Genomic DNA, 18,314 nt, shown 5'->3' on the forward strand with positions numbered 1-18,314 from the left:
ATCCAACAATGATAGAATAACCGATATGGTTATGAATGTCAAGAGGCGGGCTGGAAGGGGCTGGCCTGGATGATGTGCATCGGGGTGTCGCGGCTGTCTTGCCGGAAGACGCAGATCTGGTCGACGTGGTGGAGGCCGGTTGCCGGCGCGAGATGGGCGGCGAGCGCGGCAACGAGCTGCGCGCGGCGGTCGCTGTCGGTGATCCGGCCGGTCAGCGTCATGTGGAAGCGGAAATCCTCGAAGATCCAAGGATAGCCGAATTCGACCATCCGCGCGTCCTGTTCGGGCGTCATCGGCGCGCGGCGCCGGCGGGCGAGATCGGCCTCGGAGAGCGGCGCGCGCAGCGCATCGAGATCGCGCACGCAGGCGGTGTGCAGCGCGACCATCGCGTCGGACGGGCGGCGCGGGGTGAGCGCGATGAAGCCGCTGAGCGAGGCGACCTGGAGATCGATGTCGAAGGGGGCGGTGGCAGTGGCCAGCCGGGCGACGGCTGCGAGCAGATCGGCTTCGCTGCATCCCTCGGCCAGTGCGAACGGGGCCTTGAGCGTGGCGTGGAAGCCATAGCCGCGCGGGGCGGCGGTGAGGGCGTCAAGCGCCTCGCCGTCCAGATCGAGCCCGGCAATGGGGGGGCGGGCGAGGGTGGCGCCGGTCCAGGCATCGCGCCCCAGCCATTGGCTGGCAAGCTGGCTCAGCGGATGGGCGGCGGGCGGCGCGTAATAGACGGCGTAGCGGATGCTCATGCGGCGCGGCGACCCCGGACCCAGACGGCGCGGGGCACCGGCCAGCCGCCGGGCGCGCGGTGGACCTGCACCAGATCGGCGCGCTGGCCGGGCGCGATGTCGCCGCGATCGGTGAGGCCGGTGATGCGGGCGGGATTGCGCGCGACGGTGGCGATGGCGGCGGGCAGCGACCAGCCGAAGGGGGCTTCGGTGAGCTGGAAGGCGGCGCGCAGCATCGAGAGCGGCACATAATCGGAGGCGAGAATGTCGAGCAGGCCTTCAGCCGCGCACTCGCGCGCGCCGAGATTGCCCGAATGCGAGCCGCCGCGCACGAAATTGGGTCCGCCCATGACGGTCATCATGCCATAGTTTTTCGCCGTGCGCGCGGCGGCAAGCGTCACCGGGAATTCGGCGGCGATGCAGCCATCGTCATGGCTTTCCTCGACATGGGCGATGCTCTCATCATCATGGCTCATCAGCGGGATCGCATGTTCATGGGCCAGCGCGACGACATGGGCGCGATTTTCGGGCGCGACGGCGGAATCGCGCCACGAGGTGCGGTCGGCGAGCAGCAGCTCCATCTCGTCTGGCGAGGCGCCGCGCCGGGCCATGCGGTCTTTCAGCCGGTCGAGATTGGCGGTCTGGCGCTGGCCGGGCGTGTGATCCATGACGCTCATGAGGCGCAGGCGGGGGTTTTCGATATGCGGGGCGATGAGGTCGGCCAGCCGTGGATTGGTGACTTCGCAGCGCAGGTGGAGGAGATGCTCGGCGCGCAGCAGGCCTTCATCGCCGGCCCGGTCCACGGCCTCGATCATCGGGCCGAGCGCGTCACCGCGGTCAAGCCCGTCTTTCTGGCCGTGCAGCGCCAGGCTGTCGAAGACGGTGGTGATGCCGGCGGTGATGCACTGGCCGTCATGGGCGAGTGCGGCGCCCAGCGCATCCCAGAGCGCGCCGGGGCGCGGCTGATAATGTTTTTCGAGATTGTCGGTGTGAATGTCGACAAGGCCGGGGATGAGCAGATCATCACCGCAATCAAAGGCATTGGCGGCCGCACGCTCGGCGGGCTCGACGGCGAGGATGGTGTCACCATCGAGGATGACATGGCCGGCATGGACACGGTCTGGCGTGACGATGTGGCGGGAGAAGATCTTGTGGGTCATGGTGCGGCTCCCTTGGTTTCAGGCGGCGGCCCCTCAGGCGGCGGCCCCTCAGGCGGCGGTCTTGTAGGCGCTGACGTCGAACAGGCGGGTGGCGACCGCGTCGCGGACATCGAGATCATGGAAGATGCCGACCATGGCCGCGCCCTTGGCCAGCGCGGCCTTGATGAGATCGACGACAATGGCGCGGTTGGCGGCATCGAGGCTGGCGGTCGGCTCATCGAGGAGGAGCACCGGATATTCGCGGATGAAGCTGCGGGCGATGTTGACCCGCTGCTGCTCGCCGCCGGAGAAGGTGGCGGGCGGCAGCTCCCAATGCGCTTCGGGCAGGCGCAGCGCGCGCAGCATGGCGACCGCGCGGTCATGCGCTTCATCGGCCGGCACGCCATTTTCGAGAAGCGGCTCGGTGACCAGATCGAGGGTGGAGACGCGCGGGATGACGCGCAGGAACTGGCTGACATAGCCGAGCGTGCGGCGGCGGATGTCGAGCACCTCGTGCGCGGTGGCGCGGGTGATGTCGACGGGCGCGCCGTCATGGAGGACATGGACGCCGCCGCCGCTGGGCAGATAATTGCCGTAGATGGTGCGCATCAGCGTGGATTTGCCGATGCCGCTTTCGCCGGCGAGCACGACACATTCCCCGGGGAAGACCTCCAGCGCCAGCTCGGCGAACACCGGGATGACGGTGGCACCCTGATTGTGCAGGGTGAAGAGCTTGGACAGGTTTTCGACGCGGATGGCGGGCTGGTTCGTGGCGGGAGGGGTCATGAAGGTGATCCTGTTTCGGGCGGCTGGCGGGCCGCTCAGAGTTGCAGCACACTGGAGACGAGCAGCTGGGTATAGGGATGCTGGGGATCATCGAGGACCTGATCGGCGAGGCCCTGCTCGACGACGCGGCCGCCCTTCATGACCAGCAGCCGATCGGCCATGAGGCGGGCGACGGCCATGTCATGGGTGACGATGATGGCGGCGAGGCCGAGATCGCGGACCAGCTCGCGCAGCAGATCGAGCAGGCGCGCCTGCACCGAGACATCGAGGCCGCCGGTCGGCTCATCCATGAACACGAGGCGGGGATTGTGGATGAGATTGCGGGCGATCTGGATGCGCTGCTGCATGCCGCCGGAGAAATTGGCGGGCTTGTGATCGATGCGGGCGAGATCGAGCTCGACCCGGGAGAGCCAGGCCATGGTCTGCTCGCGCATCTGGCCATAGTGGCGCTGGCCGAGGTTCATCAGCGGCTCGGCGACATTGGCGCCGCCCGAGACGCGCATGCGCAGGCCGTCACGCGGGTTTTGATGGACGAAGCCCCAATCCTCGCGCTGCATGCGGCGGCGGTCCGGCTCGGACAGGGCGTAGATGTCGGTGAGGCCGTGGCGGCGGGCGTTGAATTCGATGGTGCCCGATGTGGGCGGCAATTTGCCGGAGATGCAGTTCAGCAGCGTGGTCTTGCCCGAGCCGCTTTCGCCGACGATGCCCAGCACTTCGCCGGGGCGCATTTCAAGCGAGACATCGGTGCAGCCGGTGATGCGGCCATAGCGCTTGGTGAGGCCCGAGACGCGGAGCAGCGGCCCGGCATCGGCCGGATCGGTGACGCGCTCTGCTGTTGCGACGTTGCTCATTGCGCCGGTTCCTCTTCGCTGGTGGCGAGCGTGTGGCCGGCCATGGGGCCGGCATGGCCCTGGGCGCGGCGCTCGGCGCAGTGATGGCTGTCGGAGCAGACGAACATGCGGTTGTCGGCATCGTCGAGCACGACTTCATCGAGATAGCTGTCTTTGGCGCCGCACAGCGCGCAGCACTCGGTCCAGCTCTGCACTTCGAAGGGATAATCCTCGAAATCGAGGCTGCGCACGCTGGTGTAGGGCGGCACGGCATAGATGCGCTTTTCACGGCCCGCGCCGAACAGCAGGATGGCCGGGCACATGTGCATCTTGGGATTGTCGAACTTGGGGATGGGCGACGGGCTCATGAGATAGCGCTCGTCGATGAGGACGGGATAGCCGGCACCGCCGGCGATGCGGCCGAAGGCGGCGATGTTTTCATAGAGCGAGACATATTGCAGGCCATATTCGGCATAGGCGTGCATGGCGCGGGTTTCGGTCTCGCGCCGTTCGAGGCCGCGCAGCGGCTCGGGCTGGGGGACCTGGAAGACCATGATCTGGCCCTCTTCGAGCGGGCGCTCGGGGATGCGGTGGCGGCTCTGGATGATGGTGGCCTCGCCGGTGTCTTCGGTGGTCTGGACATCGGCGACATGGGCGAAGAAGCGCCGGATGGAGACGGCGTTGGTGGTGTCGTCGGCGCCCTGATCGATGCATTTGTAGACATCTTCGGGGCCGATGACGGCGGCGGTGAGCTGGATGCCGCCGGTGCCCCAGCCATAGGGCACGGGCATTTCGCGGCTGCCGAAGGGCACCTGATAGCCGGGGATGGCGAGCGCCTTGAGGATGGCGCGGCGGATCATCCGCTTGGTCTGCTCATCGAGATAGGCGTAGTTGTAATAGCGTTCTTCGCTGTTGGCCGTGCTGGTCATTCCGCGGCTTCCTTCATCGGGTCGGCGTTGGCGGCATTGGCGGCGGCGGCGGCGTGCTCTTTGCGCAGGCGGCGCAGGAACAGCAGATCGGCCTGGAAATCGACATAGTGCGGGAGCTTCAGATGCTGGACGAAGCCCGAGGCTTCGACCGTGTCGGAATGGTAGAGGACGAACTCGGCGTCCTGACACGGCGCGTTGACCTCCTCGCCCATGTCGGCGGCGCGCAGCGCGCGGTCGACGATGGCCATGCTCATCGCCTTGCGCTCGTTGTGACCGAAGCTGAGGCCGTAGCCGGTGGTATATTGCGGCGCCTCGCCGTTGATGCTGGCGAAACCGGAGAGCATCAGGCATTCGGTCATGGTGATGTCGGCGATCTCGATTTCGAAGCCGAGCTCGTCGGGGACGAAGCCGACGCTGACGCTGCCCATGCGGATTTCGCCGCACAGCGGGTGGGTGGAGCCCCAGCCGCGCTGGCTGGAATAGGCGAGCGAGAGGAGGAAGCCTTCATCGCCGCGGGCGAGCGCCTGCAGGCGCTGATCACGGGCGGCGGGGAAGGCCATGGGCTCGCGGGTGAGGTCATAGGGCTCGGCGCTGTCATCACCGGCTTCGGGGGTTTCGAGCAGGCCTTCATGGGCGAAGACCGAGGCGATGGTGGGCATGGCATCGGGCATGGGCGCTTCGGCCACGGGGGCGGCGGGCGGGACCCCGCCTTCGGCGGCGAGTTTGAAATCAAGGAGGCGGTGGGTGTAATCGAAGGTGGGGCCGAGGACCTGGCCGCCGGGGATATCCTTGAAGGCGGCCGAGACGCGGCGGCTGACGGCCATGCGGCTGGTTTCAACGGGCGTGGAGGCGCCGAAGCGCGGCAGGGTGGTGCGATAGGCGCGGAGCAGGAAGATGGCTTCGGGCAGATCGCCGCGCGCCTGCTTGATGGCGAGCGCGGCGAGGTCGGGATCGTGGCAGGAGCCTTCGGCCATGACGCGGTCGACGGCGAGCTGCATCTGCTCGCGGATCTGGGCGACCGAGAGCTCGGGCACGGACGGATCACCGCGCCGCGTCTCGGCGAGCCAGGCATGGGCGTTGGTGATGGCGCGCTCGCCTCCCTTGACGGCTACATAGGCCATGGCTTCAGGCTCCCTTGCTGATTTCGGTGACGCGCGTTGTGCGCGGGATGGAGAGGAGATGGTGTTGGGCGCAGAGCATCAGGTCGATGCCGAACTGGAAATGGGCGACGAGGTCGGCGCGGGCGTCCCAGAAGCCTGAGGGCAGGCCTTGGGGTGCGGCGGGGGTGCGGCTGGCGATGCCGGGGCCTTCGAGGCTGAGCGCGGGGCCGCCGGTGAGCGACGGCAGCTGGAGGATGAGGGTGGCGGCCCTGTCGGGGTAGCGGGCGTCGCCCTGGTTGAAGGCGGCGAGCGGCGGCATGGCGGCGGGATCGGCGATGAGCGCGAAGGCGGCCGTGGCGGGCGCATCGGCGAGCGGGCAAGTGCAGTGGAAGCGCAGCCAGGTTTCAATGGGCGTGCCGTGCCAGGCCGGATCGAGCCAGAGCGGGGTGTCAGCGTCGATGAGGGTGAGGGCGACGGCACCGGCGGCGCGGCTGAGGCCCTCGGGCGGCGCAGGCGCGGCGGCGAGATCGGCCAGCGTGCCGGGGCGGGCGGTGGCATTCATGATGGCGCGGAAGGCCGACTGGCTCTCGCGGGTGGGATCGACGAAGCCCGGGAGGAGCTGGGCGAGATCGAGAGCGGTGGACATGGGATCAGGCTTTCCGGTCGCGGACCATGGTGAAGAATTCGACCTGCGTGGCCTTGGCCTTGCGGCTGGCGGCCTCGGTGCGGGCGTGGGCGGCGGCCTTGAGCGGGGCGATGACGCCGGCTTCGGCCTGGGGGCGGAGCGCGGGCGACTGCATCATGGCGTCGATGATGGCGGCGGCATGGGCGTGGCGCTTGTCACGGCCCGAGACATAGCCGATGCCGGTCGCACCCGTGGCGAGGCGGACGGCGCAGCGGGTGACGGTCATTTCGCCGAGATTGAAGGCGGCACCGGCGCCGCCGGCGCGGCCGCGGACCATGACCATGCCGACCTCAGGGGCGCGCAGCAGCGTGGCCTCGGGCGGGGTGAGACGCTCCCACAGGGGCAGCAGCTCGTCGGGGCGGGCCTTGGCGAGGACGGACAGCCAGTCGCGACGCTCAGGGGCGGCGGATGCAACAAATCCATCAGCGGGTTGGGCGGTGGTATCTGACAAATTCGACATTTATTGACCTCGTTACTTGCCTCTTATTAGTTCTCTGCTATGTTCTGGACAAGCGCTTATTTGTTTCAGAAATATGACATTTATAAAACATGTTGTAACAAATCTATAGAGCAAGTGTAATGCAAGTAGAGGAAATGAAAAGAATGGCGCGTCCGGCGCGTCAGGAGCCGCTCTGGCGGACAATCGCAAAGTCGCTCGAGAGCCGGATTTTGGCGCGCGACCTTGCGCCCGGGGACAAATTGCCGACCGAACAGCGGCTTTGCGACCAGTTTGACACCAATCGCTACACGGTGCGCCGCGCGCTTTCGCATTTGCAGGCGCGCGGCCTTGTGGAATCGACGCAGGGGCGCGGCAGTTTTGTGCGCAAGCCGACGATGCAGTATCGAATCGGCCGGCGGACGCGCTTTTCCGACTTGTTGCAGCCGCAGGCGGCGGATCTGGAAACCCGGCTGCTGACGCTGGAGCAGCGGCCCGCCACCCCGGATGTGGGGGCCGCGCTTGGGGTGAAGGCGGGGACGCCGGCGATCTTCATCGAGCGCATGGGCTATGCCCATGAGCAGCCGATCTCGATTTCGACCCACTGGTTCGTCTCGGCGCGGCTGCCCGGCTTTCGCAAACATTATACGGCGACACAGTCGATCACCCAGACGCTGGCGGCCTGCGGCGTGCCGGATTACACGCGGGCGCGGACGCGGATCTCGTCGCGGCTGCCCAGCGCTGCCGAGGCCGAACTGCTGGGCCTGCCCCGGCATATCCCGCTTCTGGTGACGCGCTCATGGAATGTCGACAGCCTGGAGCGGCCGCTTGAATATGGCGAGGCGCGCATCGCGTCTGACCGAATCGAGCTGCTGATCGAGGCCGAGAGCAGCTCTTCGATCGCCTGACCCCCCTTCCCTCTTCGCAAGCCAGCCCCGGAGCCTTCATGTCCGCCATTCTTACCAATGCCCGCATCGTCACGCCGGACGGCGTCGTGTCTGGCGCGCTTGCCATGGCGGACGGGGTGATTTCGGCCATTGATGAGGGGAACAGCGCGCTCGGTTTCGACTGCGAGGGCGACTGGCTGATCCCCGGCATCATCGACATTCACACTGACAATCTGGAGCGCCATTATTTCCCCCGGCCCGGCATCGACTGGAACCCGGTGTCGGCGGCGATCGTGCATGACGGGCTCTGCATTTCGGTGGGGGTGACGACGGTTTACGATTCGCTCTCGGTCGGCTCCTTCGGGGCTGGCGAGTCGCGCAAGGCCGATAATCTGCACCGTCTGGTCGATGGCCTGCACGGCGCGGTGGCGGCTGGCATGCTGAAGGCCGACCACCGCATCCACTGGCGCTGCGAGGCGCCGTCTGATGTTTTGGCCGACTGGCTGCCGCCGCTCGCCGAGCGGCCGCTGACCGGCCTTTATTCGCTGATGGACCATACGCCGGGCCAGCGCCAGTATCGCAACACCAGCCGCTTTTTCACCATGTGGCGCAAGGAAGGGCTGAGCGAGGATGACATTGCGGCGCGCATGGCCGAGCGCGCCGAGCGGGTGGCGCGCAATGACGCCAGAAACCGGCGGTTTGTGGCCGCCATCGCCCATGAGCAGAAGCTGCCGCTGGCCAGCCATGACGACGAGACCGTGGCCCATATCGAGGATGCCGCCAGCCACGGCGTCACCATCGCCGAATTTCCGGTGACGGCCGAAGCAGCGGAAGCGGCGCGGGCGCATGGCATGTGCGTGATCATGGGCGGGCCGAACCTGATTCGCGGCGGCTCCTATTCGGGCAATGTGCCGGCGAGCGCGCTGATCGAGGCCGGGATGCACATCGGCTTTGCCTCGGATTATGTGCCGCGCAGCCTGCTTGAATGCGCCTTTGCGCTGGCCGGCGAGCGCTGGGGCCTGCCGATGGAACAGGCGGTGGACACGGTGACCGGCGCGCCGGCGCGCGCCATGGGCCTTGATGACCGCGGCGCGCTGGTGCCGGGACGGCGCGGCGATGTGGTGCGGGTGCGCCAGCACCAGGGCCAGGTGATCGTGCGCGGGGTCTGGGTGGCGGGCGAGCGGGTCGGGTGATCCGGATCGTCACCCTCAATATCTGGAAGGATGAGGGCGACTGGCCGGCGCGCATGGACGCCATTGCCGAGGGGCTGTCTGCCCTGCAACCCGATATCGTCTGCCTGCAGGAGGTTTATACGGGCGGCGGGCGCGCGGCCGCCCCCTTGCTGGCAGCAGCGACCGGGCTGCACGTGACCGAGGTGGCGGCGCGGCACAAGGCGCGCGGCGGTGTGCCTTCCAGCTCGGGGCTGGCCATATTGAGCCGGACGCCAGCGCTGCACAGCCTGTCGATCGGCGTGCCGACGACGCCTGAAGACGGCGGGCGCAAGGCGCTGGCCGCTGATTTTGCCACGCCGCTGGGGCAGCTCAGGGTGGTCAGCCTGCATCTGAGCCATTTGCGCGGGGGTGGCGCGGGCGCACTGCGCGCGGCGCAGCTGGCGGCGCTGGTGGCGGCGGCGGCGTGCGACGGCCCGCTGGTGCTGGCAGGCGACTTCAATGCGCGCTGGGAGGCGCCCGAGCTGGCGCTGCTGACGGCCCCCGAATGGGCCTCGACGGCGCCGCTGCTGGCGGGCGCGAGCAGCCGGATCGGGCTGGCCGGGGCGCTTCCGGACGTGCTCATCGACCATGTCGTGCTGCGCGCTGGCGCGGCGCGGATCGGCCTTCGCGCGGCGCGGATCGTGCTGGACCAGCCGGGGCGCGCGGGGGTGTTGCCCAGCGACCATGCCGGGGTGTTGGCCGAGCTGGCGCTGATTTAGGCCGACAAATGGCCGAACTGTCCGGCGGAGCGTCACGCGGCTGACATGCAATTGTCATAGCGGCTGACCATGGACAAGCCGCACCCCGACACGCAGCATTTTCAGGCCGACTGGCGCCAGACGCTGGCCTTTTGCCGCCGCTACTGGGCGCTGGTGCCGCAGCGCCTCGCGGTGGTGGTGGTGCTGACGCTGGCGATGGTGGCGGCTGAAGTGCTGGTGCCGGTGGCGGCCGGGCGGCTGGTCGACACGCTGGGCGAGGCCGCACGGCAGGGCAGCAGCGGCAGCGCGGCGGCGGCAGCCGGGCGCGCCGCCTTTCTGGCGCTGGGCGCGATGACCGGGCTTCTGGCGCTCTATCAACTGCTCGGGCTGGCCAACAGCCTCATCTATAATGTGGTGGCGGCACGCTGCATGAGCGCGGTGCTGGATGACGGCTTTGCCAAGGTGCAACGCTTTTCCTCGGACTGGCATGCCAACAGCTTTGCCGGCTCGACGGTGCGCAAGCTCACGCGCGGCAAATGGGCCTATGAGCAGATTTCGGACATATTGATCCGCCAGTTTTTGCCGCTGTCGCTGGTGATCACGGGCCTCGCGCTGATCATGTTCTCGCGCTTTCCCATGGTCGGGCTGTTCTTCATGGGGATGATCGCCGTCTATGTCGCGGTGTCGGTGGTGCTGGCGGTGCGCTGGGTGCGGCCGGCCAATGTGCGCGCGGCCGCCGCCGACAGCCATATCGGCGGGGCGATTGCCGATGCCGTGTCGAACAATGCGGCGGTGAAGGGCTTTGGCGCGGAAGCGCGCGAGGAGGCGCTGTTTCGCACCATCACGAGCGTTTGGCATGACCGGGCGCTGATTTCATGGGGGCGGGCGCGCTATGTGAATTTGGCGCAGCAGGGGCTGTGGCTGCTGCTGCAGGCCGGGATGCTGGCGCTGCTGATCGGGCTGGCGCAGCGCGGGGAAGCGACGCCGGGCGATGTGGCCTTTGTGATCACCGCCTGTTTTCAGCTGGGCGGCAGCCTGCGGCAGGTGGGCGACCATATCCGCACGCTGCAGCGGGCCAGCGCCGAACTGGCCGACCTGATCGAGTTTGACGTGGCGCCTTTGGGCGTGGCCGACCTGCCGGCGGCGCCGCCGCTCCGGATTGGCGGGCCGCATGGGCGCGGCGAGATCATCTTCGACAATGTGCGCTTTGCCTATCCGGCCGACCGGGCGCTGGCGGGACAGGGTCGGGCGCGGCCGCCGCTTTATGACGGCTTTGACCTGCGCATCGCGCCGGGCGAGCGGGTGGCGCTGGTGGGGCCGTCGGGCTCGGGCAAATCGACCTTCGTGAAGCTGATCCAGCGGCTTTATGATGTCGACGAGGGCGCGATCTGGATTGACGGGCAGGACATTGCCGGCGTGCAGCAGACCAGCCTGCGGCGCTCGGTGTCGATCGTGCCGCAGGAGCCGGTGCTGTTTCACCGCAGCCTGGCCGACAACATCGCCTATGCCCGGCCCGAGGCGAGCGAGGCCGAGATCATCGATTGCGCGCGCCGCGCCCGGGCGCATGAGTTCATCGCCTGTCTGCCGCAGGGCTATCGGACGCTGGTGGGCGAGCGCGGGGTGAAGCTTTCGGGCGGCGAGCGCCAGCGCGTGGCCATTGCGCGGGCCTTTCTGGCCGATGCGCCGATCGTGGTGTTTGACGAGGCGACATCGAGCCTCGACACGGTGACGGAGCGGCTGATTCAGGCGGCGATGGCCGAGCTGATGGCGGGGCGGACGACGATCATCATCGCCCACCGGCTTTCAACGGTGCGCGATGCCGACCGGATATTGGTGTTTGATGCCGGGCGGATTGTCGAGCAGGGGACGCACAGCGAGCTGCTGGCGCGGGGCGGGGCCTATGCCCGGCTGCACGCGGCGGAAGAGGAATGGGCCTATATCGGCTGAAGCTGTCTGTCAGTCGATGGTGACGAAGGAAAATACGTTGCCGTCGGGATCGCGGACATGGACATCGGTTCCGCCCCAGCTGTAGCGGGTGAGGCCCTGAGCGATGTCGGCGCCGCGCGACACAAGGTCTGCGAACACCGCCTCGACATCATCGACTTCGACCATGGCGAGGATGAGCTGCGATTCCCGGGCGGCGAGGCTGGCGAAATTGGGCGCATCGACGCCGCGCAGATAGATGCGGTGGCCGCCGCGGGACACAGCGGCAAAGACCGTGGGCTGGCCGAACAGGAAATCCAGCTTGAAGCCGAAGGCGGCCTGATAATGCGCCGCGGCCTGTGCGGCATCACGGACGAAGAACACCGGATAGATGGATTTGACCGCCGGCCCGGTCATCAGGCGAACCGCCCGAGCGTGGGCAGCTTGGTGCCGGCGCGCGGGCCGGTGAGCAGATGGATGCCGGAGAGCGAGGGGAGGCTGACGGGGCGTTCCGGCCCTTCGAAGACCAGGCCGCGGCCATGGCTCAGCGCGAAGCGGCGGCCGGGGCGGGGATCGAGCGCGGGCGTGATGGTGCGCTGGCCATATTGGACATGGTGGGAGATGTCCCAGTGCGGCGGCGTGCCCTCGGCCTCGACATTGAGCCAGCAATGGCCGGTGGGGTGCTGGGTTCGGCCCTCGGCGACATGGCAGCCGATGACATAGGCGGCCTTGAGGCCGGCCGCGCGCAGGGCGGCGACGGCGAGCGTGTGCATGTCGACGCAGGAGCCGGGCGTGAGGCCGCATTCGAGCGCGGGCATGGCGGGCTCATCGGCGCCGAGCGGGGTTTCACGGCGGCCATAGGTGAAATGATCGGCGACGAACTGGATGACGGCGCGGCAGCGCGCGGGCGGGTCTGGGGGGAGGGCAAGCGCGGCGATCTGGGCTTCGAGCGCGGGCGAGGCGCGCTCGAAGGGCGAGGCGCCGGGGACGAAGGCGGTTGCGGGCAGGCCCTCGCCGTGTGCGACGAAGCCGTGGCGGACCCGCGCCGTGGCGCCGTCGTTGAGCTTGAGCAGCCAGGCGAGCGTGCGGCCGTCACGGTCGGCGATGACGCGCTCGGGGGTGGCGCCTTCGAAATCGGTTTCGAGGACGCGCTGGTGGTGGGTTTCGGGCGGGACCGGATAGAGGCCGTGGCCGGTATAGGGGGCGGGCTCGGCGAGGATGGCTTCGAACTGGTCGGTCATTCAGGGCCTCCTGAGCGCGGCGATGAGGGCGGCGACGCCGTCTTCGACCGTGCCCGCGTTGACGACCTCTATGACATCATCGCCGCTGACCGGATGGGCGGCGGCGCGGGCGACGCGGGCGTCGATTTCGGGGGCCGTTTCGCGGCCGCGTGCGGCGAGGCGGGCGCGCAGCAGCGCCGGCGGGGCGGTGACGGCGACGAGGCGCAGGGGGGTGAGCCGGGCGCGGGCTTCGGCGATGGTGGCGCGCGAGCCGTTGGCGACGACGGTGCGGCCTTGCTGGCGGGCCTGCTCGAGGGCGATGGGCAGGCCGTAGCTGAGGCCGTGCGCCTGCCAGTGGAGGAGATAGCCGCCGCGCGCGGCGATGGCGGCGAACTCGGCTGCGCTGACGGGATTGTGGGGCTCGCCGCCGGGGTCGGGGGGGCGGGTGATGTCCCGCCGGGCGAAGACGAAGGCGGGATCATCGGCGAGGGCGGCGCGGGCGCCGGCGAGCAGCGTGTCCTTGCCGACGCCGGAGGGGCCGACGACGAGGATGAGCGGGGCGGTCATGGGCGCGGGTCGTCAGCTGTATTTTTCGACGAAGGCGTCGGCATCGAGGGCGCGGAAATCGGCGAGCGCGTCGGCGAGCTTTTCATGCTCCCAGTCCCACCAGGCGAGCGCGAGCAGGCCGTCTTGCACTGGCTTGGGGAAGCGCGCGCGGATGGGCTTGGCGGGGACGCCGCCGACGATGGTGAAGGGGGCGACATCCTTGGAGACGACAGCCCCTGCGCCGACGACGGCGCCGGTGCCGATGCTGACGCCGGCGAGGATGGTGGCGCCGTGGCCGATCCAGACATCATGGCCGATGTGGACGTGATCGGCGCGGCGCCATTCGAAGAAATCGGCGTCGTCGCTGTCGCCGAGCTGGTAGGAGACGGAGCGGTAGGTGAAATGGTGGAGCGCGGCTTTCCAGGTGGGGTGGTTGCCGGGGTTGATGCGGGTGTCGCGGGCGATGGAGCAGAATTTGCCGATGGTGGCGTAGGCGCTGCTCGAATCGGTGACGATATAGCTGTAGGCGCCCATTTCGGTTTCCATAAGCGAGGTGCGGCCGCCGACGCGGGTCCAGGGGCCGAGGATGCAATCATGGACATTGGCCTCGGGCGAGATGGCGGGGGCGGACGCCGGGCGGCTGGCTTCGGGGTCGGGCCGGTGGCGGGCGATATATTCATAGCCGGGCGGCAGGGCCCGGCCGGCCAGGCGGCCGCTCATGCGACGGCTTCGAGCTGCTTGACCCGGATTTCGGGGGCGGGGGCTTCGATGACGTGGCGGCCGTAGATTTTTTCGACGGCGCAAGGCGTGAGGGCTTCGGGTGGGCCGTCGAAGACGACACGGCCAGCGGCCATGCCGATGATGCGCGGGCAGTAGCGCCGCGCGATGTCGAGGGCGTGGAGGTTGACCAGCACGGTGATGTTGCGCTCGCGGTTGATGCGCCGGAGCGTGTCCATCACGGTTTCGGCATTGGCGGGGTCGAGCGAGGCGATGGGCTCGTCGGCGAGGATGATGTCGGGGGTCTGCATCAGGGTGCGGGCGATGGCGACGCGCTGCTGCTGGCCGCCGGACAGGGTGCAGCAGCGCTGCATGGCGGCATGGGCCATGTCGAGACTGTCAAGCTCGAGGATGGCGCGGGCGCGTTCGGACTGCGGGAAGGCCTTGAAAAGCGCAGGGATCCCCTTGTTGCGGTAGAGGCTGCCGGTGAGCACGTTGGTGAGCACGTCGAGGCGGGGCGAGAGGTTGAACTGCTGGAAGACCATGCCGCAGCAGGCGCGCCATTCGCTGAGCGCCTCGCCCTGCAGCCGGGTGACCGGCATGCCGCGCCAGAGGATCTCGCCCGAGGAGAGATCGCAGAGCCGGTTGATGAGGCGGAGCAGGGTCGATTTGCCGGCGCCGGAGCGGCCGATGATGCCGACCATGGCGCCGGCCTCGATGTTGAGCGAAACCTCATCGACGGCCTTGTTGGTGCCGAAGGTCTTGCTGACCGATCGCAGTTCGAGCATGGCGAGTCTCCTTGTGCGCAGCATAGGTCTGGCGTGTGATGGGAATGTTACAGGACGCGGGGGGTTGCGGCCTGCCTGGCGGGGCGCCAGGAGGCGGCGAAATTGGCGGCGATGATGAGGGCAGCACCGATGAGGACGGCGGGGCCGGGCACTTCGCCAAAGGCCAGAAAGCCGAGGATCGTGCCGGTGACGAGGCGCAGATAATCGAGCGGCGCGAGCGCGCTGACATCGCCGAGCCGGAAGGCGGTGAGCATGATGCTTTGCAGCAGGATGGCGACGAGGCCGAGGCAGAGCATGATCAGCAGATCAGGGAGCGGCGGCGCGACCCACCAGATGAGCGCCAGCGGCAGCGCCAGCGCCGACTGGCCGGCCGCCCCCCAGAACATCAGCGTCAGCCGGTCGGTGTCGCGCGTCAGATCCTTGACGACGATGGTGGAGCCGGCGAAGCAGATGGCGCTGCCCAGCGCCAGAAAGCCCGCGGGATCAATGTCTTGACCTGGTTCGAGGATGATCAGCACGCCCAGCATGCCAAGCGCCATGGCGGCCCAGCGACGCCAGCCGACCTGCTCACCGAGCATCAGCACAGCGAGCGCGAGCACGAGGAATCCCTTGGTGAAACCGAGCGCCTGGGCCTGGGCGAGCGGCAGGGCGGCGATGGCGGCGATGCCCATCGCCTGCCCGCCAAAGGCCATGAGCGAGCGCCCGGCGAGCTTGAGCGGGGTGCCCGAGACGCGCGGCACGGCGCGCCGCATCAGCGCGAAGGGGGCCAGCACGACGGCCATGACGGCACCGCGCGCGACCATGATCTGGAAGGCGCCATAGTCCTGCCCCAGCGTCTTGATCATCCAGACCATGGCGGTGGAGATGAGGATGCCGAGCAGATAGAAGGCGGTGGCGCGGCCATTTTGGGGGCGCGCACTGGCGGCTTTGGCGGGCGCGACAAATTTGTGAGATGTCAAAGAATATTTCCAGCTTTGCGGTAGCGAATCCCTGAGCGCCGCGTCAGCTTTGGCGGTGACGTGGTTGCGCGTGCAGGGAGAGGCGGCATGGCCCGCATATTGGTTTCGGGAACGATTGGCTGGGATGTGCCGCTATGGCTCGACCGACCGCTGATCGCGGGCCGGCGCATCGGCGCGCAGGGGCTTGCGGCACCGAGCGGCAGCGGCACGCTGGCGGGGCGGCTGGGCGGCGGGGCGGCCAACATCGCCTCGGCGCTGGTGCTGGCGGGCCATGAGGTGCTGGTGGCCAGCCGGGTGGGGCAGGATGCGCAGGGCCAATATGTGTTGTTTGCGCTGCACGAGCGCGGCCTGTCTTTGGACGGGGTGCGGGTGGACGCCGGGCCGACGCCATCGGTGCAGATATTGATCGAGCCGGGCGGGCAGCGGACGATATTGGGGATTGGCTGGCGCGGGGGCTGGCAACCCTGGTCGATCGACCCCGAGCTGGTGCGCCGCTTTGCGCCCGATGCGCTGGTCTTGCGCGGCGCGGTGCCCGAGATTCCGGCCGGGGCCGGGCTGTTTGACGGGCGGCTGGTGGTGGCGCACATGCCGCGGCTGGGGGCGCCGCCCGCGCGCGCGGATGTCGCGGTCGGCTCGAGCGACGATCTGGGCGGCGAGGCCTTTGCCGACCCATATGGGGCGGCGAAGGCGGTGTTCGGCGACGCGCTGGCGCCGGACGGCTGGGGCGTGGTGACCGACGGGGCGAATGGGGCGCGGGCCGGCTCGGGCGAGACGGTGCTGGCCCAGCCGGCGGCGCCGGCAGACGTGGTGGATGCCACGGGCGCGGGCGATGTGTTCATGGCCGGGCTTGCCGATGCGCTGCTGGCGAACGCGACGATGGCCGAGGCGCTGGCCCATGCCGCGGGCTGGGCGGCGGTGGCAGTCGGGATCGAGGGCTCGGCCGCCGAGCCGGGCGCAAAGGGCTTTGCCATGTTCAACCGTGGATGAGGTGCGTCCGGATCCGCTCGGACACGAAGTCGAGGATCATGACGCAGATGACATAGGCGATGACGATCCAGGCGACCTGATCGAAGGCGAAGATGCGGATGCGCTCTTCGAGTTCATAGCCGATGCCGCCGGCGCCGACGATGCCGAGAATGGCGGCGCTGCGGAAATTGGATTCGAGCACATAGAGCGACTGGCTGGCGATGACCGGGGCGACCTGTGGCAACAGGCCGAAGCGGATGGCATGAAGGGCATTGCCGCCGGCGGCGCGGATGCCCTCCTGCGGGCGGGTATCGGCGTTTTCGATCGCCTCGGCATTGAGCTTGGCGAGGCGCGGGATATCGGACAGCGCCAGCGCGATGACGCCGCCAAAGGGGCCAAGGCCGAAGGCGACGATGAGCACCAGCGCCCAGACCAGCGCCGGGATGCCGCGAAACATGTCGAAGGTGCGGCGGATGAGGAAATGGACGAGCGGCTGGCGGACCAACGTCTTGGCGCCGAGCAGGCCGAGTGGCAGGGCGCCGGCCACGGCAAGGGCGGTGCCGGCGACGGCCATGGCGAAGGTGGTGGCGAGCGCGGTCAGGATGCGGACCTCGCCGCCGTTGGCGGTGGGCGGGAACATGCCCGACATGAAGCCCAAGAGCTTTGACATGCCGCGGCCGAAGGTATCGGGATTGAAGCCGACATTGTGGCACATGACGGCAAAGGCCGCTGCCATCAGGCCATAGACGAGGAGACGGACCAGCCGCTCAAGCGGCGCGCGGCGCAGCGCATCGGGCGCGATGCGCAGCGCTGCCTCGATATCGGGCTGCGGGAGGTCGGGCCGTGGTGTTGCGGCAGGCCCGTTCATGCGGCCGCCCCAAGGCCCATCAGCCGGTGCCGCACGGCTTCGGAGACCATGTCGATGACGAAGATCAGGCCGATGATGAGCAGCAGGATGGCGAGATAGGTATCGAACTGCATCCAGGTGATGGCGCGCGACAGCTCGATGCCGATGCCGCCAGCGCCAACGACGCCGAGCGCGGCGGCGGCACCGACGTTCATTTCCAGCCGCATCAGCGCATAGGAGGCATGGGTGGGGATGACCTGTGGCAGCATGCCGAAGCGCATCTGCGCCCACCAGCTGCCGCCGGCGGCCCTGATCGCCTCCATGGGGCCGGGATCGACATTCTCATTGGCCTCCGAGAACAGCTTGCCGAGGCTGGCGGTGGTGCCGAGCGCGATGGCGATGACGCCGGCGAGCGGGCCGATGCCGAAGGCGGCGACGAGGATGAGCGCGACGATCAGATCAGGCAGGGTGCGGATGATTTCGAGGGTGCGGCGGGTGCCCCAGTGCAGCCAGGGGGCGGGCGCGAGATTTTTGGAGGCGAGCAGCGAGGCCAGCCCGCCGCCGATGGTGCCGAGCACGGTGGCGACGATGGCGATCTGCACCGTTTCCCACAAGAGCGCGAGCCAGCGCGGAAACTCGTAGAACCAGCTGGCGAAGGAGCCGGGGGTTTCGCGGCTTTCAAGCAGGACTTCGGCGCGGAGATCTGGCGCCATGCGATCGAGGAGCGAGGCGATGCGCTGCCAGGGATCATCGCCGTGGGAACCGCTGAAGAAATCGCTGACATGGAAGGAGATGCCGAGCAGCGCCGAGACGCCGAGCAGCAGGACGAGGCCGGACAGGCGGCTGCGGCGGAGCTGGAGGCGGCGCTGCTCTTCGAAGGCTTCGACGGTTTCGCGCTCGGACCTTGAAAGCGGGATGTGCAGCATGG

21 protein-coding genes are annotated in these 18,314 nt (G+C 68.5%); 5 read left to right on the top strand and 16 right to left on the bottom strand.

What is annotated here, in order from left to right:
* Positions 1-38: 38 nt before the first annotated feature.
* Genes ACMVO5_RS07535 through phnG form a run of 8 tightly spaced genes read right to left on the bottom strand, consistent with a single transcriptional unit; the run spans position 39 to position 6,648 of the window.
* A complete protein-coding gene (locus ACMVO5_RS07535; protein WP_416906907.1) occupies positions 39-740 on the bottom strand; it encodes a DUF1045 domain-containing protein in 702 nt (233 codons plus the stop codon).
* Positions 737-1,879 carry an alpha-D-ribose 1-methylphosphonate 5-triphosphate diphosphatase gene (locus tag ACMVO5_RS07540; RefSeq protein ID WP_416906908.1) on the bottom strand — a complete coding sequence of 381 codons (1,143 nt, stop codon included), beginning with the start codon at positions 1,877-1,879 and terminating at the stop codon, positions 737-739. Before ACMVO5_RS07540 ends, ACMVO5_RS07535 begins: the two co-directional genes overlap by 4 nt.
* A gap of 48 nt (positions 1,880-1,927) precedes the next feature.
* On the bottom strand, positions 1,928-2,644 hold the full coding sequence (gene phnL, locus ACMVO5_RS07545; protein ID WP_416906909.1) for a phosphonate C-P lyase system protein PhnL: 717 nt from the start codon (positions 2,642-2,644) through the stop codon (positions 1,928-1,930).
* Between the two features lie 35 nt (positions 2,645-2,679).
* A complete protein-coding gene (gene phnK, locus ACMVO5_RS07550; protein WP_416906910.1) occupies positions 2,680-3,495 on the bottom strand; it encodes a phosphonate C-P lyase system protein PhnK in 816 nt (271 codons plus the stop codon).
* On the bottom strand, positions 3,492-4,403 hold the full coding sequence (locus ACMVO5_RS07555; RefSeq protein ID WP_416906911.1) for an alpha-D-ribose 1-methylphosphonate 5-phosphate C-P-lyase PhnJ: 912 nt from the start codon (positions 4,401-4,403) through the stop codon (positions 3,492-3,494). The genes phnK and ACMVO5_RS07555 overlap by 4 nt, the downstream gene beginning before the upstream one ends.
* Positions 4,400-5,524, bottom strand: coding sequence for a carbon-phosphorus lyase complex subunit PhnI (locus ACMVO5_RS07560; RefSeq protein ID WP_416906912.1), 1,125 nt, complete (start codon positions 5,522-5,524; stop codon positions 4,400-4,402). Before ACMVO5_RS07560 ends, ACMVO5_RS07555 begins: the two co-directional genes overlap by 4 nt.
* A gap of 4 nt (positions 5,525-5,528) precedes the next feature.
* Positions 5,529-6,149 (bottom strand): phosphonate C-P lyase system protein PhnH, encoded by a 621-nt coding sequence (gene phnH, locus ACMVO5_RS07565; protein ID WP_416906913.1) that lies wholly within the window; start codon positions 6,147-6,149, stop codon positions 5,529-5,531.
* A 4-nt stretch (positions 6,150-6,153) separates the two neighbouring features.
* On the bottom strand, positions 6,154-6,648 hold the full coding sequence (gene phnG / locus ACMVO5_RS07570) for a phosphonate C-P lyase system protein PhnG (protein WP_416906914.1): 495 nt from the start codon (positions 6,646-6,648) through the stop codon (positions 6,154-6,156).
* 143 nt (positions 6,649-6,791) lie between these two features.
* Here phnG and phnF point away from each other — a divergent pair, with 143 nt between their 5' ends.
* From phnF to ACMVO5_RS07590, 4 genes are all read left to right on the top strand, one after another.
* On the top strand, positions 6,792-7,532 hold the full coding sequence (phnF, locus tag ACMVO5_RS07575) for a phosphonate metabolism transcriptional regulator PhnF (RefSeq protein WP_416906915.1): 741 nt from the start codon (positions 6,792-6,794) through the stop codon (positions 7,530-7,532).
* A gap of 38 nt (positions 7,533-7,570) precedes the next feature.
* Positions 7,571-8,704 (top strand): alpha-D-ribose 1-methylphosphonate 5-triphosphate diphosphatase, encoded by a 1,134-nt coding sequence (locus tag ACMVO5_RS07580; protein ID WP_416906916.1) that lies wholly within the window; start codon positions 7,571-7,573, stop codon positions 8,702-8,704.
* Positions 8,701-9,441 carry an endonuclease/exonuclease/phosphatase family protein gene (locus tag ACMVO5_RS07585; protein WP_416906917.1) on the top strand — a complete coding sequence of 247 codons (741 nt, stop codon included), beginning with the start codon at positions 8,701-8,703 and terminating at the stop codon, positions 9,439-9,441. Before ACMVO5_RS07580 ends, ACMVO5_RS07585 begins: the two co-directional genes overlap by 4 nt.
* 69 nt (positions 9,442-9,510) lie before the next feature.
* Positions 9,511-11,367, top strand: coding sequence for an ABC transporter ATP-binding protein (locus tag ACMVO5_RS07590; protein ID WP_416906918.1), 1,857 nt, complete (start codon positions 9,511-9,513; stop codon positions 11,365-11,367).
* A 9-nt stretch (positions 11,368-11,376) separates the two neighbouring features.
* On the opposite strand, the gene ACMVO5_RS07595 is transcribed toward ACMVO5_RS07590, so the two are convergent.
* The 6 genes from ACMVO5_RS07595 to ACMVO5_RS07620 are packed head-to-tail and all read right to left on the bottom strand — an operon-like array spanning position 11,377 to position 15,573.
* A complete protein-coding gene (locus ACMVO5_RS07595; protein WP_416906919.1) occupies positions 11,377-11,760 on the bottom strand; it encodes a VOC family protein in 384 nt (127 codons plus the stop codon).
* Positions 11,760-12,584: a transglutaminase-like domain-containing protein gene (locus ACMVO5_RS07600; RefSeq protein ID WP_416906920.1), complete on the bottom strand. Its 825-nt coding sequence runs from the start codon at positions 12,582-12,584 to the stop codon at positions 11,760-11,762. Before ACMVO5_RS07600 ends, ACMVO5_RS07595 begins: the two co-directional genes overlap by 1 nt.
* Positions 12,585-13,130 (bottom strand): phosphonate metabolism protein/1,5-bisphosphokinase (PRPP-forming) PhnN, encoded by a 546-nt coding sequence (gene phnN / locus ACMVO5_RS07605; RefSeq protein ID WP_416906921.1) that lies wholly within the window; start codon positions 13,128-13,130, stop codon positions 12,585-12,587. It abuts the gene before it with no gap.
* A gap of 12 nt (positions 13,131-13,142) precedes the next feature.
* Positions 13,143-13,829 carry a DapH/DapD/GlmU-related protein gene (locus ACMVO5_RS07610; RefSeq protein ID WP_416906922.1) on the bottom strand — a complete coding sequence of 229 codons (687 nt, stop codon included), beginning with the start codon at positions 13,827-13,829 and terminating at the stop codon, positions 13,143-13,145.
* Positions 13,826-14,614 (bottom strand): phosphonate ABC transporter ATP-binding protein, encoded by a 789-nt coding sequence (phnC, locus tag ACMVO5_RS07615; RefSeq protein WP_416906923.1) that lies wholly within the window; start codon positions 14,612-14,614, stop codon positions 13,826-13,828. Before phnC ends, ACMVO5_RS07610 begins: the two co-directional genes overlap by 4 nt.
* Before the next feature lie 47 nt (positions 14,615-14,661).
* Positions 14,662-15,573, bottom strand: a complete 912-nt coding sequence (locus tag ACMVO5_RS07620) for a DMT family transporter (protein ID WP_416906924.1) — start codon at positions 15,571-15,573, stop codon at positions 14,662-14,664.
* Positions 15,574-15,660: 87 nt separating this feature from the next.
* Here ACMVO5_RS07620 and ACMVO5_RS07625 point away from each other — a divergent pair, with 87 nt between their 5' ends.
* Positions 15,661-16,560: a carbohydrate kinase family protein gene (locus ACMVO5_RS07625; protein ID WP_416906925.1), complete on the top strand. Its 900-nt coding sequence runs from the start codon at positions 15,661-15,663 to the stop codon at positions 16,558-16,560.
* On the opposite strand, the gene phnE (ACMVO5_RS07630) is transcribed toward ACMVO5_RS07625, so the two are convergent.
* Both phnE (ACMVO5_RS07630) and phnE (ACMVO5_RS07635) read right to left on the bottom strand, forming a co-directional pair.
* Positions 16,547-17,407 carry a phosphonate ABC transporter, permease protein PhnE gene (gene phnE / locus ACMVO5_RS07630; protein WP_416906926.1) on the bottom strand — a complete coding sequence of 287 codons (861 nt, stop codon included), beginning with the start codon at positions 17,405-17,407 and terminating at the stop codon, positions 16,547-16,549. The two genes, ACMVO5_RS07625 and phnE (ACMVO5_RS07630), sit on opposite strands and share 14 nt — an antisense overlap.
* Complete coding sequence (gene phnE / locus ACMVO5_RS07635) at positions 17,404-18,312, bottom strand: phosphonate ABC transporter, permease protein PhnE (RefSeq protein WP_416906927.1); 909 nt, start codon at positions 18,310-18,312, stop codon at positions 17,404-17,406. Before phnE (ACMVO5_RS07635) ends, phnE (ACMVO5_RS07630) begins: the two co-directional genes overlap by 4 nt.
* Positions 18,313-18,314: the final 2 nt, after the last annotated feature.

This window comes from Polymorphobacter sp. (assembly GCF_048007885.1).
In the GTDB taxonomy this organism is placed as follows: Bacteria; Pseudomonadota; Alphaproteobacteria; order Sphingomonadales; family Sphingomonadaceae; genus Sandarakinorhabdus.

Excerpts from the sequence above, each read along its gene's own strand:
- ACMVO5_RS07535 (WP_416906907.1), bottom strand. The coding sequence starts at position 740 with ATGAGCATCCGCTACGCCGTCTATTACGCGCCGCCCGCCGCCCATCCG.
- ACMVO5_RS07540 (WP_416906908.1), bottom strand. The coding sequence starts at position 1,879 with ATGACCCACAAGATCTTCTCCCGCCACATCGTCACGCCAGACCGTGTC.
- phnL (WP_416906909.1), bottom strand. The coding sequence starts at position 2,644 with ATGACCCCTCCCGCCACGAACCAGCCCGCCATCCGCGTCGAAAACCTG.
- phnK (WP_416906910.1), bottom strand. The coding sequence starts at position 3,495 with ATGAGCAACGTCGCAACAGCAGAGCGCGTCACCGATCCGGCCGATGCC.
- ACMVO5_RS07555 (WP_416906911.1), bottom strand. The coding sequence starts at position 4,403 with ATGACCAGCACGGCCAACAGCGAAGAACGCTATTACAACTACGCCTAT.
- ACMVO5_RS07560 (WP_416906912.1), bottom strand. The coding sequence starts at position 5,524 with ATGGCCTATGTAGCCGTCAAGGGAGGCGAGCGCGCCATCACCAACGCC.
- phnH (WP_416906913.1), bottom strand. The coding sequence starts at position 6,149 with ATGTCCACCGCTCTCGATCTCGCCCAGCTCCTCCCGGGCTTCGTCGAT.
- phnG (WP_416906914.1), bottom strand. The coding sequence starts at position 6,648 with ATGTCGAATTTGTCAGATACCACCGCCCAACCCGCTGATGGATTTGTT.
- phnF (WP_416906915.1), top strand. The coding sequence starts at position 6,792 with ATGGCGCGTCCGGCGCGTCAGGAGCCGCTCTGGCGGACAATCGCAAAG.
- ACMVO5_RS07580 (WP_416906916.1), top strand. The coding sequence starts at position 7,571 with ATGTCCGCCATTCTTACCAATGCCCGCATCGTCACGCCGGACGGCGTC.
- ACMVO5_RS07590 (WP_416906918.1), top strand. The coding sequence starts at position 9,511 with ATGGACAAGCCGCACCCCGACACGCAGCATTTTCAGGCCGACTGGCGC.
- ACMVO5_RS07595 (WP_416906919.1), bottom strand. The coding sequence starts at position 11,760 with ATGACCGGGCCGGCGGTCAAATCCATCTATCCGGTGTTCTTCGTCCGT.
- ACMVO5_RS07600 (WP_416906920.1), bottom strand. The coding sequence starts at position 12,584 with ATGACCGACCAGTTCGAAGCCATCCTCGCCGAGCCCGCCCCCTATACC.
- phnN (WP_416906921.1), bottom strand. The coding sequence starts at position 13,130 with ATGACCGCCCCGCTCATCCTCGTCGTCGGCCCCTCCGGCGTCGGCAAG.
- ACMVO5_RS07610 (WP_416906922.1), bottom strand. The coding sequence starts at position 13,829 with ATGAGCGGCCGCCTGGCCGGCCGGGCCCTGCCGCCCGGCTATGAATAT.
- phnC (WP_416906923.1), bottom strand. The coding sequence starts at position 14,614 with ATGCTCGAACTGCGATCGGTCAGCAAGACCTTCGGCACCAACAAGGCC.
- ACMVO5_RS07625 (WP_416906925.1), top strand. The coding sequence starts at position 15,661 with ATGGCCCGCATATTGGTTTCGGGAACGATTGGCTGGGATGTGCCGCTA.
- phnE (WP_416906926.1), bottom strand. The coding sequence starts at position 17,407 with ATGAACGGGCCTGCCGCAACACCACGGCCCGACCTCCCGCAGCCCGAT.
- phnE (WP_416906927.1), bottom strand. The coding sequence starts at position 18,312 with ATGCTGCACATCCCGCTTTCAAGGTCCGAGCGCGAAACCGTCGAAGCC.